Here is a 14202-nt window from a genome sequence, read left to right on the forward strand (position 1 = left end):
GGACCTCCTCCGTGGGACTCGTGGTCGACACACCATGGTACGCGGGCCCTGATTGCCCGCGTATCACCCGATTGGTTCCGGGTGGTCGGACGGCGCTCACCGTCGCACGAGCCGTCGGACGCGGCCCACGACCGGACCGGCGAGCTGGTCGAGCTCGCGCACCCGCATGAGCTTGAGCCCGCCCGCGTAGACGGCCGTCATGACGGCCCCGGCGACGGACACCACGACGACGGCCTGCCACCACGAGAGCCCGTAGATGCCGTCCGGGCCGTCCCCGGTGAGGACGACGAACCCCCGCAGCACGCCCCAGCCCGCGACGGCGCTGGCGAGCGCGGCGAGCCCGGCCTTGACGTGGAGGCGCAGGATCCGGGCACCGTCGAGCCCGCGCAGCGTGCGTCGCAGCCCGACGGTGCGCAGCGCGACGGCCACGAGGTTGGACACGCTCATCGCGAGGCCGATCCCCACGACCCAGAGCTGGGGTGCCAGGACCTGCGTCGCGAGCCACGACACGCCGACGAGCACGAGCGTGCCCGGGACCTGGATCCAGAAGACGGTCCGGCCGTCCTCGAACGCGTAGTAGACCCACTTCATGAGCACCATGCCGCCGAGCGGCACGAGCCCGAGCGCCATGGCGCGCAGCACCTCGGAGACGGCCTCGCCGGACGCGGCGTCGACGGAGGGGACGAGGAGCTTGGTGATCGGCAGGGCGAGGACGACCAGGACGACCGTCGCGAACACGGTGAAGACCCCGACGGTGCGCACGCCGCGCGAGAGGTCGTGCCGGACGCGCGCGAGGTCGCCCGCGTGGGCCGCGGCGCTCATGCCGGTGAAGAGCGCCGTCGCGATCGACACGGTCACGAGCGAGTGGGGCAGCAGATAGATCATGAGGGCCTGCGTGTAGGCCGCGTTCCCCGCGACGGCGAGCGCGCCGGAGAAGGCGTCCGGCGCGCCGGTGACGAGTCCCGTGACGGCGCCGAGGGTCCCGGGGTCGTCGCGGTAGGGTCCGAACGCCTGCGCGAGCGCCGCGCGCGGCGCCTCGCTCGCGAAGCGCGTGGTGAACAGGACGCCGACCTGCTCGAGGAGGACGGCGGCGAACGTCCAGAGCGCGACCTGGCCCGCGGAGCGCAGCCCGATGCCGTGCAGCCCGAACCGCAGGTGCCAGCGGAAGCCCGCCCGCCACAGGGGGACGACGAGGATGAGCGCCTGCGCCGCGACGCCGAGCGTCGCGGTCCCCGCGAGCAGCGCGATCTTGGGCCCGTCCCACTGCGTGAGGTCGTCGACGTTGCCCACCGCGGCGGGGCCGTAGATCGCGATGAACGCCCCGAACCCGACGATCGACACCACGTTGTTGAGCACGGGCGCCCACATGAACGGTCCGAACTGGCCCCGCGCGTTGAGCACCTGCCCGAGCAGCGTGTACAGCCCGTAGAAGAAGAGCTGTGGCGTGCACCAGAAGGCGAACGCGACCGCGAGCGACGTCTGCGGCGCGGTCCACCCCGGCCCGGTGTAGAGCGCGACGAGGATGCTCGACCCGGCCGTGAGCAGCGCCGAGAGGGCGACCAGCACGACGCCCGAGAGCGTGAGCAGCTTGTCGAGCCGCTCCTGGGTGTTGTGCGCGCGGTACGCACGGACGATCTGCGGCACGAGGACCGCGTTGAGGACGCCGCCCGCGAGGATCGCGAAGAGGACGTTGGGGATCTTGTTCGCGACGTCGAACGCGTCCGCGACGAGGCCGGTGGTCCCGATCGCGGCGACCAGGAGGACGTTGCGCACGAGGCCGAGCCCGCGCGAGACGAAGGTGCCGGACGCCATGAGCGCGGACGAGCGGCCGAGGCCGCCCGTGCGAGGGGCGGGTGCCTGGGTGGCCCCGGCCTCCGCGGTCTCGTCCGGGGTGCCCGACGCCGCGGGGTCGCCCGGGAGCGCCCCGGACGGGACGACGTCGCGCGTCGTACCGGGCCGTGTGCCGTGCCCCGCGCCGGCGGGCCGGACGTGCCGGGGCTGGTCCGGGCTCACTCGACCCGCTCCTCGTCCCGTCGGGCGGGCCGCGCGGTCGACGCCGGGTCCTGCGCGGGCGGCGCCGGCTGGTCCACGGTGGCGCCCGCCAGACGGCGTGGCGAGCGGCCGCGCCGCACGGTGCGCCAGATCCCCGCGACCAGGGCGAGGGCCAGGAGCACCGCCACGACCACCGTGCCGACCGACTCCCAGTCGGCACGCACGCGCACGACGAACTCCTGCGGTTCCGCGACGCGGACCTGGGGCTGCGCCGCGCTGACGAGCTCGACCTCCACCGTGACGTTCCCGCTCCCGAACCCCTCGACGGGCACGCCCACGCTCGTCTCGGTCGCCACCAGGTCGCCGTCGGCGTCCCGCGTGGCCGCCGGGATCGTCACGGTCCTGCGCTCCGGCGCGCGCAGCCGCGGGTCGTCCGGCCGCAGCACGACCTCGACCGTCGCGTCCTGCTCCAGCGTGCTGCTCACCCGGACCGGGAGGTCCTCCTGCTCGGCGACGAAGAGGAACGGGGTGCGTGTCTCCACGGAGAGCGTGCCCCGGACGGCGGCGGACTGCTGCTCGGCGTGCTGGACGGCGAGCACGCGCGACGGCTGCGCGGCGCGGAACGCGACGGCGGTCGGCGTCACGAAGCCGGGCTCGAGCGGGCGCGTGATGGTCACGGGGTCGGCGGCGACGGTCGCGAACGCGGCGAGGTCGGTGCGCGACCGGTCGAGAGCGCGGAGCTGGGCGCCCGTGATCTCGCCCTCGGCCGCGCCCGAGTCCGGGAGCGGCGTGCGCTCGACGGCGGGCGGCGCGGTCGCGAGCAGGTCGTCCACGGGGGCGAGGTCGACCCAGGGGGCCGACTCGAGGGCGTCGAGGCGCGCCGTGAAGAGCGTCGGCTCGGCGTCCCAGCTCCGGGGCAGCGCGACGAGGACGTGGCGCTGCTCGGCCGGGCGCTCGCGGGCGATCACCGCGGTCTCGGCGAGGATCCGCTGCGTCGCCGTGACCCCCGAGCCGTCGCCGGCGGACAGGAGGGCGGTGAGCACCGCGTCGGCGACGAGCGCCTTCACGGGTCCGGCGGCGGTCGGGACCTCGGCGACCCCGGAGGGGGTGTACGTCAGCGACTCGTCCGGGACGAGCCCGCCGGGGCCGACGACCGTCGCGGTCGCGCCCGACGCCGCGGCGAGCGTCGTCGTGGTCAGGTCGGGGACGGCGTCTCCCGGCCAGGCGAGGTCGGTCCGCCACCCGGCCGTCGGGTCGGCCGCGGGGGCGCCGGAGCCGACGGCCGCCTCGCGCGTGGCGTCCGCGTCGTCCTCCGTCGCGTCGTTCCCCGCGTCGTCGGTCGCCGCCTCGTCGGTCGTCGGGTCGGGCGCGGCGGGGAGCGGGGTCCCCTCCGGCAGCGCGAGACCCGCGTGGGCGAACGCCGCGACGTCCGGGTCGTAGGCGCGCAGCGCGAACGTGGACCGGCCCGCGGCAGCGGCGTCCACGGCGTCGGCCCAGGCGTTCACCGCCGGGTCGGCCGCGCCCGTCGCCGCCGCGAGCAGGGCCGGGTCGGCGACCCACGCGACCTCCGGCGCGCTGCCGGTCGCCGCGAGCAGCCGCCCGAGGCGACCGTCCGTCCCCACCGCGGTGGAGAGCGCGTCGTCGTACGCCTGGGGGTCGGGGTCCACCGGCGGACCGGTCATGGCCGCGACCACGCTCAGGCGAAGCGGCGTCACCTCGCTCGACGGCTCCCACAGGACGAAGGTGCGTTGCACGGCCAGGCGCGCGCCGCCGTCGGACACCGTGAGGGAGATGCCGCGCGGGCCCCATTCGCTGCCGGCGTTCAGGTTGAGCTCCGCGACCGGGACCGTGAGCGTCACGTCCGCGCTCCCGCCCGGTGCGAGCGGTGCTCCGAGGTCCTGGGTCGTGACGCCGGCGCCGACACGGCCGTCGGGCCCGGTCGTGGTCCAGCTCTCGAGCGCCGACCGGGTGCTCAGCACGCGTCGCTCGATGCCGAGCGCCACCGCGGGCGACCCGAGCGTCTGGGCGGTCCCGTTGGTCACGCGCGCGGTGAGGGTGAGGGTGGCGCCCGGACCGAGGACGGTCGGCTGCAGCGACGCCACCTCGAGCGTCACCGCGTCCTCCGTCTCCGTGGCGGTGCCGGCCGTCGTCCCGGCCGTCGCGCCCGTGGTCGCGCCCGTCGCTGCGAGGGATCCGCCGAGGACGACGCCGACGGTCAGGACCAGCAGGACGACCAGGGCGACGAGGAGCCGAGCGGACCTGCCGAGGAGCGGAACCGACGCGGCGCCGCCGGGGCGCGCGCCGCTGCTGGGGGAGGGCGTCATGAGTGGTCGGTCGAGCTCCGTGGGGCGGGCGGTGCCTGGCCGCCGCGGCCGTCGTGCGGACGGCCGGGCGAGCGGACGATCGTCCTGGTCACCCTACTCTCGACCACCCCGTGGAACCGCGCCGGTCTGCCCTCGAGGACGCTCTGCGCGACGGCGGCGATCCGGCGCTCGTTGGGGTAGGCGAGCCGGTCGGGCAGGTCCGCCACGGGGATCCACGCGACGTCCTCGGCCTCCCCGTCCGGGTCGCCCTCGACCGTGAGGTAGCCGCCCGTCGCGCGCAGGAGGAAGTGGTGGACGACCTTGTGCACGCGGCGGTCGTCGCCGGTGAACCAGTAGTCGATGACGCCGAGCGGCTCCTGGACCGCTCCGTGGATGCCCGTCTCCTCCGCGATCTCGCGGACCGCGGCCTGCTCCGGCGTCTCGTCGCCCTCGAGGTGGCCCTTGGGCAGGCACCACTCGAGGCGACCGCCCCGGTTGCGCCGCGCGATGATCGCCGCGCACACGTCGCCGCCCACGATCGTGACGACGAGCCCGCCGGCCGAGACCTCGTCGACCACGGGCAGCGGCGGGGGCGCGGGGGCCGGGCGCGAGCGCGGGTCGATGCGCAGCGCGTGCCCGCCGGGCGGGGCGGGGACCGGGAGGGGCTGCCCGCGACCGTTGCCACGCCCGCCCGCCGGATCCCTCCGGGGCTCGTCGGCGTGCGCAGGGGTGGACATGTCCCAACTTTACCGAGTGGACGTCGGGTCCCCGGGACCGGCTCCCCGGTGCGGGCGTCGCATCTGGCAGGCTTGGGTGTCGTGCCCCAGCCTTCGTCGTCCCCGCCGTCACCCCCGCCGGCATCTCAGCCGACGCCGCAGTCGCTCGACCTGCAGCGCCGAGCCCTCGCCGTGCTCACCGAGATGGCACCCGCGGCGATCGAGCTCGGCGAGGCGTTCCGCGCCGCCGGTCACGAGCTCGCGCTCGTCGGCGGGCCCGTCCGCGACGCGTTCCTCGGGCGGGCGAGCAACGACCTCGACTTCGCCACGTCCGCGTCCCCCGACGAGACCGAGGCGCTCCTCGCGCGCTGGGGCGACGCCCACTGGGACATCGGCAAGGAGTTCGGCACGATCGGCGCGAAGCGGTTCGGCCGGGGGGGAGCCGCCGACGACCTCGTCGTCGAGGTGACGACGTACCGCACGGACGAGTACGACCCGACGTCGCGCAAGCCCGTCGTCGCGTTCGGCGACACGCTCGAGGGCGACCTGTCGCGCCGCGACTTCACCGTCAACGCGATGGCGGTCCGGGTGCCGGAGATGACGTTCGTCGACCCGTTCGACGGCCTCGACGACCTCGCGCGGCGCGTGCTGCGCACGCCGATCGCCCCCGAGCGGTCGTTCGACGACGACCCGCTGCGGATGATGCGCGCCGCGCGCTTCGCGGCCCAGCTCGGGTTCGACGTCGACGGCGGGACGCTCGCCGCGCTCGTCCTCATGACCGAGCGCATCGAGATCGTGTCCGCCGAGCGGGTGCGGGACGAGCTCTCGAAGCTGCTGTGCGCGACGTCGCCGCGCCGCGGGCTCGAGGTGCTCGTGGACACCGGCCTCGCCGACCACGTGCTGCCCGAGCTGCCCGCGCTCAAGCTCGAGATCGACGAGCACCATCGGCACAAGGACGTCTACGAGCACTCGCTCACGGTGCTCGACCAGGCGATCGCCCAGGAGACCGGGCCCGACGGCGCGGTCCCGGCTCCCGACGTCGTGCTCCGCCTCGCGGCGCTGCTGCACGACGTCGGGAAGCCGCCGACGCGGCGCTTCGAGCCGGGCGGCGGCGTGAGCTTCCACCACCACGAGGTCGTCGGGGCCAAGATGGTCGCCAAGCGCCTCAAGGCGCTGCGGTACGACAAGCAGGTCGTCAAGGACGTCGCCCGGCTCGTCGAGCTGCACCTGCGCTTCCACGGCTACGGCGACGGCGCCTGGACCGACTCCGCGGTGCGCCGGTACGTGACCGACGCCGGACCGTTGCTCGAGCGGCTGCACCGCCTCACGCGCGCCGACTGCACGACCCGCAACCGGCGCAAGGCCCAGCGGCTGCGCGAGTCGTACGACGACCTCGAGCGCCGCATCGCCGCCCTCCAGGAGAAGGAGGAGCTCGACGCCGTCCGCCCGGACCTCGACGGTCAGCAGATCATGGCGATCCTCGGGATCCGGCCGGGACCGGTGGTGGGGAAGGCGTACAAGCACCTGCTCGAGCTGCGCCTCGACCGCGGCCCGGTCGACGAGGAGACGGCGCGAGCGGACCTCCTGGCCTGGTGGGGCGACCAGCCGGAGTCGTCCACCTCCTGAGCGGCGACGCGTCCTGGTCGGTCCGGGCGAGACCTCGGGGGCGGTCGTGCCGGGTCTACCATCCGCGCCGCTCGTTCCTCGCGCCGCTCCTGCCAGACCCGCCACGACCCGGCACGACCGCCCCTCCGGCCTCGCCCTCGGCGGTCGCGTCGCCTCCGGGCGGGCGCGCGACGCGGCGAGGACTCAGACGTCGTCGGTGGCCAGAGCCGCCTCGACCTTGACGTCCTCGACCGATGCGTCCTGCGTCCGGTCCTCCGCGGGGCCGTGGCCCTGGCCGTGGTCCTGCGGCGCGGGGCGGCGCAGGAGGAACGAGAGGCCCACGGCCACGAGCATGACGGCAGTGCCCCAGACGAACGCGTCCCCGACGCCCTCGGCCAGCGCCGCCTGCGGCGACGCGCCCGCCTCGCCGTAGGCGATGGAGCGGGTCGTCATGACGGCGACGAACATGGCCGTGCCGGCGGCGCCCGCGAGCTGCTGCACGGTGCCGATCGACGCGGACCCGTGCGAGTACTGGTGCGGCTCGAGCGCCGACAGCGCGGACGTGAACAGCGGCGTGAACATGAACGCGAGGCCCAGGCTCAGCGTGACGTGCAGCGCGAGGACGAACCACGGCGACGAGTCCGCGTGGATCGTCGTGAACGCCGCGAGGGCGACGGCGACGACGCTCACGCCGGGGATGACGAGCGGGCGCGGGCCCACCCGGTCGTAGAGCCGGCCGACGGTCGGGCCGAGCAGACCCATGAGGAGCCCGCCCGGGAGCACGATGAGGCCGGTCGCGAGCGGCTCGAGGCCCATCGCGTCCTGCAGGAACAGCGGCAGGAGGATGAGGGAGCCGAACATGGCGACCATGCCGACCGCCATGATGCCCAGCGGCACGCTGAACCCGCGGTGCGTGAACACGCGGAGGTCGAGGAGCGCGCGGTCCTCGCGCTGCAGCACGAGCTGGCGCCACACGAACGCGCCGAGCGCGAGGGCGCCGAACGCGATGGGCACCGCCGGCGGGACGACGGGGGTGTGGCGCGCGGCCTCGCCGATGCTCGACAGCCCGTAGACCAGGCCGCCGAACGCGAACGCCGCGAGGACCAGCGAGAACGGGTCGAGGCGCGAGTGCGTACGGTCGGCGACGTCCCGGATGTACAGGAAGCCGAGGACGAGCGCGACGAGCGCGATCGGGAGGACGATCCCGAACACCCAGCGCCAGCTCAGCGAGTTGAGGATGAGGCCCGAGAGCGACGGGCCGAGCGCGGGCGCGGCGGCCATGACGATGGAGATGTTCCCCATGACCTTGCCGCGGATCGTCGGCGGCACCAGCGTCATGATCGTCGTCATGAGCAGCGGCATCATGATCGCCGTGCCCGAGGCCTGCACGATGCGGCCGACCAGCAGCCACGCGAACCCGGGGGAGACGGCGGCGAGCAGCGTGCCCGCGCTGAACAGCGACATCGCGAGCAGGTACGCGCCGCGCGTCCCGAGGCGCTGGAGCAGGAACCCGGTCGCCGGGATGACGACCGCCATCGTCAGCATGAACGCGGTCGTGAGCCACTGGCCCGTGCTGGCCGTGATGCCGAGGTCCTCCATGAGCGGCGCCAGCGCGACGCTCATGGTCGTCTCGTTGAGGATCACGACGAACGCGGAGCCGAGCAGCAGCGCGATGACGAGGAAGTCCGCCCGGGGTAGCCGGTCGACGGGTGCCGAGGTGTCGTGGGTGGGGGAGGCTGTCACGGGGGTGTCTCCGCTCGCGTCGGTGGCGGCCCGGGCTCAGGTTCGGACCCGGTCGGGGCAGTGCGGGCTGCGCAGGGCAGCACGGGGATCGCGTGCGGTGCACGCGACGTCGGTGTCGGTTCTCGGTCGGCAGGACCACGGGGGAGCGTGGGTGACCCGGGACGATCGACGCGGTCGGCCACGACGATCCGTACCCTGTACGACCATTCACCATCCTGCGTTATTCCCGCCGACGGTGACGACTTCTTTTCCGCCCCGGACTCATCGGTACGCCGACGGCAGGACCGGACCCGGAGATCGGCCGGGAGCGGTGCGTCCCGCTCAGGCGGGCGTCGCCCGCGAGGCGGCCTCGGCGTCGGGCACGACGGCGTCCCCCGCCCCGGCCGGGGTCCGCGCACCGCGCGTCCACATCACCAGCGCGGCGAGCGCGTACGCGACCGCGAGGGCGACGAACACGCCGCGCGACCAGCCCGTGTCCGGGAGGGTGAACGCCGCCAGCGCGGCCGCCCCGACGAACGCCGCGTTGTACAGGACGTCGTAGAACGCGAACGCCCGGCCGCGGTACTCGTCGTCGGTGTCGCGCTGGACGATCGTGTCCACCGCGATCTTGGTGCCCTGCGCGGCCAGCCCCAGCAGGGCGGCACCCGTGTACACGACCGCGCGCGACGGCGTCGTCACGAGCAGGAGCTGGCTCGCCGCGGCGAGCAGCAGCATGATCGCTATCCACACCTGCGGGCCCGTGTACCGGGAGAGCGTGGGGGTCAGCACCATCGCCCCCGCACCGCCCAGACCCGTCAGCCCGACGACGATCGCGAAGGTCGCCATGCCCGCCGTCTGGCTCCCCGCGTCGAGGAGGTTCCGGGCGATGAGGATCGACGCGATGAAGACCACGCCGTAGAGGAAGCGGTGGGTCGCCATCGCGAGCAGCGCCTGGCCCGGCGTGCGACGCGCGACGAGGTACCGGGCGCCGTCGGCCAGGCCGCGCGCGACCTTGACGATCTCCGACCGGATCGCCGACTCGGCGGGCCGCTCCGGGCCGAGCTCCGTGCGGCCGAGGCGCAGCGCGAGCAGCGACGCGGCACCGAAGACGAGCGCCGCGCACACGAGCGCGGACGAGTCCTTGACCCGGCCCGGCTCGAACGCGAGACCCAGGACGAAGCCGATCCCGCCCCCGACGAACGCCGCGCCGGCGCCGAGCGTCGGGGTCAGGGAGTTCGCCGTGAGCAGCAGGGGGCCGTCGACGACGCGGGGCAGGCCCGCGGACAGGCCCGCGAGGAGGAAGCGGTTCACCGACAACGCCGCGAGGCCGAGCGCGTAGATCCACCCGCTCACGCCGCCCGAGAGCATGAGCGCCGCCATCCCCAGCGTGATGACCACGCGCACCGCGTTGCCCCACGCGAGGACCTGGCGGCGCTGCCAACGGTCGAGGAACACCCCCGCGAACGGGCCCACGATCGTGAACGGCGCGAGCATCACCGCGAACGCGCCCGCGATCGCCGCCGCCGTGCCCTGCGACTCGGGCGAGAAGAACAGCAGCGACGCCAGGCCGACCTGGAACATGCCGTCCCCGGCCTGCGAGACGAGGCGGACGGCGAACAGCCTGCGGAACCCGCGCAGCCGCAGCAGCGCTCGCAGCTCGGCGACGACACTCACCCCTCAACCCTAGGCGGTCGAGGGAGCCCGGCCGACGACGCGCCGTTCTCGCATCCTGGGAACGGCTGGGCAAGAATCGTTAGGAAGGTTACCTTTGCGTTTTCGTCACGACCCGCCACAGTGGCCGGGCCCGGAGAAGCAGCGAGGCATTCTCGATGACACGAACCCCCAGGACGGCAGCCGCAGGGCTCGCCTTCGCAGCGACGGCGGCACTCGTCGTCGGCACGGTCGGGACGGCGCACGCCGCACCCGCGACCGCCGGCGGAGACGGCGCCAACGGCTACAAGACGGTCGGCTACTACCCCGCGTGGGACGCCGGCAACGAGGACGGCTACCAGGTGGCCGACCTCCAGACCACCGGGGCGGCGTCCGACCTGACGCACCTCAACTACGCGTTCGGCAACGTCACGACCGACCTGGTCTGCGACATCACCGACCGGGAGGACCCCCTCGACGGCGGCCTCGAGGGCGACCCCCTCAACGACTACGTCCAGCTCAAGCCCGCCGAGCACGCCGTCGACGGCGTCGCGGACTCCGCCGACCAGGCGCTCGCCGGCAACTTCAACCAGCTGAAGAAGCTCAAGGAGGCCAACCCGGGCCTGAAGGTCCTCATCTCGCTCGGCGGCTGGACCTGGTCGGACAACTTCTCCGACGCCGTCTCCACGCCGGAGAACCGCGAGCGCCTCGTCGAGTCCTGCCTCGACGTGTACTTCCGCGGCAACCTGCCCGTCGTCCAGGACGCGGAGAACGGCACCAAGGGTGGCGACGGCGTCGCCGCCGGCATCTTCGACGGCGTCGACTTCGACTGGGAGTGGCCCGGCGCGACCGGCGAGCACCCCACGCCCCGACCCGAGGAGGACGCCGAGAACTTCGTCCAGTTCGCGCAGCTCCTGCGCGCCGAGCTCGACGAGCTCGGCGCCGAGACCGGCGAGGACTACCTCATCACCGGCTTCGCACCGGCCGGCTGGGCACCGCGCACCTACGGCGGCTGGCTCGACCCGCGCTTCATCGACGCGCTCGACTTCATCAACGTCCAGGGCTACGACTACCACGGCGACTGGAACACCACCCGCACCGGGCACCAGGGCAACCTGCACGTCTACGACGACCCGACGACGGGCGAGCCCGCCAACTGGGGCCTCGCCGCGGACGGCGTCCTCGGCGCCTACCACTCGGCCGGGTGGCCCAAGGAGAACCTCGTCCTCGGCATGGCCGCGTACGGCTACGGCTGGAAGAACGTCACCGACCCGACGCCCGGTGCCGCGGCGGACGGCGCGCTCCCGTTCACGTACTACTCCGAGATCAAGGCGAAGGGCCTCCCGGAGTACTACGACGAGGTCGCCGGGCAGGGCTACTTCTACGGCGACGGCGAGTGGTGGACCGCGGACACCCCGCGCTCCGTGACCGCCAAGGCCGAGTACCTCGCCACCAACGGCTACGGCGGCGGCTACTTCTGGGACCTCGCCGGTGACGACGACAACGAGCTCCTCGGGACCCTCCGCGGCACGTTCGAGACCGCCACCCCCGGTCCGCTCGTCCCCGCCGACGCGGCGGCCCCCTGGTACGCGACCGGCGTGTACGGCACCGGCGACGTCGTCTACCACGACGGCGTCGAGTACCGCGCCGCCTGGTGGACCCGGAACCAGGAGCCCGGCCAGCCGGACGGCCCCTGGCGCGCCATCGGCGGCGCCGGCACCGCCCCCGCCGGAGACGCACCCGCGTGCGGCGACGCCTGGGACGCCGGCCGCACCTACACGACGGGCGACGTCGTCACCCGCGCGGGTGTGAACTACACCGCGCAGTGGTGGACCACCGGGTCCCAGCCCGGCACCGACGCGTACGGCGCCTGGGACGCGGGCAGCCCCTGCGTCTGACGCACCGACGAGCACACGAGCGAGGCCCCTGCCGATCATCGGCAGGGGCCTCGCCCGTCGTCACCCAGCGCCGAACGCGCCGGGCTTCACACCTCCGTCGCGCCCCGGATCAGCGCTCCAGGTCAGCGCTCGACCTTGCTGGTCGCGCTGGTCCTGCGCTCCGCTACGGCCGAGGGCCCGGCGAAAAGCGTGCCGGGCCCTCAACCTTCGCTGCGCTCCGGATCAGCGCTCCACCTCACCGGCGATGAAGGCCTCCAGCTGCGCGCGGCCCTTCGTGTCCTCCATCTGGACCGGCGGGGACTTCATGAAGTACGTCGAGGCCGAGAGGATCGGGCCGCCGACGCCGCGGTCCTTGGCGATCTTCGCGGCGCGCACGGCGTCGATGATGATGCCGGCCGAGTTGGGGGAGTCCCAGACCTCGAGCTTGTACTCCAGGTTCAGCGGGACCTCGCCGAACGCGCGGCCCTCGAGGCGCACGTACGCCCACTTGCGGTCGTCGAGCCACGCGACGTAGTCCGACGGGCCGATGTGGACGTTGCGGTCCTCCTTCTTGCCGCCGAGCGGGCCCTCGAGGTTCGAGGTCACGGCCTGCGTCTTGGAGATCTTCTTGGACTCCAGGCGCTCGCGCTCGAGCATGTTCTTGAAGTCCATGTTGCCGCCGACGTTGAGCTGGTACGTGCGGTCCAGCACGACGCCGCGGTCCTCGAAGAGCTTCGCGAGCACGCGGTGCGTGATCGTCGCGCCGACCTGCGACTTGATGTCGTCGCCGACGATCGGGACGCCGGCCTCCTCGAACTTCGCGGCCCACTCCGGGTCGGACGCGATGAAGACGGGCAGGGCGTTGACGAAGGCGACGCCCGCGTCGATCGCGGCCTGCGCGTAGAACTTCGCGGCCTGCTCGGAGCCGACGGGGAGGTAGCAGACGAGCACGTCGACCTGCGCCTCGCGCAGCGCGGCGACGACGTCGACCGCCTCCGCGTCCGACTCCTCGATCGTCTGCGCGTAGTACTTGCCGACGCCGTCGAGGGTCGGGCCGCGCTGGACGGTCACGCCGAGCGGCGGGACGTCCGCGATCTTGATCGTGTTGTTCTCCGAGGCGTTGATCGCCTCCGACAGGTCGAAGCCGACCTTCTTCGCGTCGACGTCGAACGCCGCCACGAACTCCAGGCTCGACACGTGGTAGTCGCCGAACTGCACGTGCATGAGGCCCGGGACGGTGCTGCTCGGGTCGGCGTCACGGTAGAAGTGCACGCCCTGGACGAGGGACGATGCGCAGTTGCCTACTCCGACGATGGCGACGCGGATGGAGGTCATCCTCGCTCCTTGGTGTTCGATGTTCCAGGGTCCTCGGGTCGCCTTGCGCCGTCGGGCTCCTGCTCGGAAGTTTCCGCAGGATGCGGGGTGCTGCTGGACCGCGCACGGGTGGTGCTCCGGGAGTGCCCGAAGCTCCGGTCGCGCTCGGTGGTGATGAGACCGTCGAGCCAGCGCACCTCGCGCTCGACCTGCTCGAGTCCGTGACGTTGCAGCTCGAGCGTGTACTCGTCGAGCCGCTCGCGGGTGCGAGCCGCGGACTCTCTGACCGCCTCCAGCCTCTCCGTGAGCCGGGTGCGCCGGCCCTCGAGGATGCGGATGCGGGTCTCGGCGTCGGTCTGCGCGAAGAACGCGAACCGGACGTCGAAGCTCTCGTCCTCCCACGCGGCCGGCCCCGACGAGGCCAGCACGCTCTGGAGGTGCTCTTTGCCCTCGGCGGTCAGCTCGTAGACGATCCGCGCGCGCTTGCCCGAGAGGGCGGGCGCGAGCGTCGACTGCGCCGCGGACTGCTCGGTGCCGCTGATGAGCCCGCGGGCCACCAACGACTTGAGGGCGGGGTACAGCGAGCCGTAGGACAGCACGCGGAACGACCCGAGCATGAGGTTGAGCCGCTTGCGCAGCTCGTACCCGTGCAGGGGCGACTCCTTGAGGAGGCCGAGGATCGCGGTCTCGAGCACCGGCGTCTTGCTGCGCACGAACCCACCTCCTGACGCTCCTCGGGCGTGCCGCGGCGGGCTCGCTGTGACCTGATGGTCGACTCGATGTATCGAGTCGATACATCGACAGGTTAGGTCGTCTCGATGTGTCGTGCAATCTTCGGGGAGTGTCGCGCATCGCGCCACAGATGTGAAGGACCCGCGGAGGCGGCGGGACGCCGCGGCGAATCAATGGCGCACGATCGCGCTGTCACGGCGGCAGGCCCTTGTCCCGACAGGGTGACGCCCTATTGTTCAGGGTGGTCCGGCGTGTGCCGCCCCCGTGCCCGACGACGTCCCGCGCTCGAGG

9 protein-coding genes are annotated in these 14202 nt (G+C 73.5%); 2 read left to right on the plus strand and 7 right to left on the minus strand.

Going from position 1 to position 14202, the window contains the following annotated elements:
- Positions 1-96: 96 nt before the first annotated feature.
- Genes murJ through ACFC2L_RS05290 form a run of 3 tightly spaced genes read right to left on the minus strand, consistent with a single transcriptional unit; the run spans position 97 to position 5032 of the window.
- Entirely contained in the window at positions 97-2013 is a 1917-nt protein-coding gene (gene murJ, locus ACFC2L_RS05280; RefSeq protein WP_375823248.1) for a murein biosynthesis integral membrane protein MurJ, read from the minus strand.
- Complete coding sequence (locus tag ACFC2L_RS05285) at positions 2010-4316, minus strand: DUF6049 family protein (protein ID WP_375823249.1); 2307 nt, start codon at positions 4314-4316, stop codon at positions 2010-2012. Before ACFC2L_RS05285 ends, murJ begins: the two co-directional genes overlap by 4 nt.
- Positions 4313-5032, minus strand: a complete 720-nt coding sequence (locus ACFC2L_RS05290) for an NUDIX hydrolase (RefSeq protein ID WP_375823250.1) — start codon at positions 5030-5032, stop codon at positions 4313-4315. The genes ACFC2L_RS05285 and ACFC2L_RS05290 overlap by 4 nt, the downstream gene beginning before the upstream one ends.
- Positions 5033-5113: 81 nt before the next feature.
- On the opposite strand from ACFC2L_RS05290, the gene ACFC2L_RS05295 reads away from it, so the two are divergent.
- Complete coding sequence (locus ACFC2L_RS05295; RefSeq protein WP_375823251.1) at positions 5114-6637, plus strand: CCA tRNA nucleotidyltransferase; 1524 nt, start codon at positions 5114-5116, stop codon at positions 6635-6637.
- 183 nt (positions 6638-6820) lie between these two features.
- Here the strand turns inward: ACFC2L_RS05295 and ACFC2L_RS05300 are convergent, their stop codons facing one another.
- Complete coding sequence (locus ACFC2L_RS05300) at positions 6821-8359, minus strand: MDR family MFS transporter (protein ID WP_375823252.1); 1539 nt, start codon at positions 8357-8359, stop codon at positions 6821-6823.
- Between the two features lie 321 nt (positions 8360-8680).
- On the minus strand, positions 8681-10012 hold the full coding sequence (locus ACFC2L_RS05305) for an MFS transporter (protein WP_375823253.1): 1332 nt from the start codon (positions 10010-10012) through the stop codon (positions 8681-8683).
- Positions 10013-10167: 155 nt separating this feature from the next.
- On the opposite strand from ACFC2L_RS05305, the gene ACFC2L_RS05310 reads away from it, so the two are divergent.
- Positions 10168-11886 carry a glycosyl hydrolase family 18 protein gene (locus tag ACFC2L_RS05310; RefSeq protein WP_375823254.1) on the plus strand — a complete coding sequence of 573 codons (1719 nt, stop codon included), beginning with the start codon at positions 10168-10170 and terminating at the stop codon, positions 11884-11886.
- Between the two features lie 222 nt (positions 11887-12108).
- On the opposite strand, the gene ACFC2L_RS05315 is transcribed toward ACFC2L_RS05310, so the two are convergent.
- A complete protein-coding gene (locus ACFC2L_RS05315; RefSeq protein ID WP_375823255.1) occupies positions 12109-13200 on the minus strand; it encodes an inositol-3-phosphate synthase in 1092 nt (363 codons plus the stop codon).
- A complete protein-coding gene (locus tag ACFC2L_RS05320) occupies positions 13197-13892 on the minus strand; it encodes a helix-turn-helix transcriptional regulator (RefSeq protein ID WP_375823256.1) in 696 nt (231 codons plus the stop codon). Before ACFC2L_RS05320 ends, ACFC2L_RS05315 begins: the two co-directional genes overlap by 4 nt.
- Positions 13893-14202 lie beyond the last annotated feature (310 nt).

It is taken from the genome of Cellulosimicrobium sp. NPDC055967 (assembly GCF_042269845.1).
Lineage (GTDB): Bacteria > Actinomycetota > Actinomycetes > Actinomycetales > Cellulomonadaceae > Cellulosimicrobium.

Coding starts and splice junctions, on each gene's coding strand:
- ACFC2L_RS05285 (WP_375823249.1), bottom strand. CDS start 4,316: ATGACGCCCTCCCCCAGCAGCGGCGCGCGCCCCGGCGGCGCCGCGTCG.
- ACFC2L_RS05290 (WP_375823250.1), bottom strand. CDS start 5,032: ATGTCCACCCCTGCGCACGCCGACGAGCCCCGGAGGGATCCGGCGGGC.
- ACFC2L_RS05310 (WP_375823254.1), top strand. CDS start 10,168: ATGACACGAACCCCCAGGACGGCAGCCGCAGGGCTCGCCTTCGCAGCG.
- ACFC2L_RS05315 (WP_375823255.1), bottom strand. CDS start 13,200: ATGACCTCCATCCGCGTCGCCATCGTCGGAGTAGGCAACTGCGCATCG.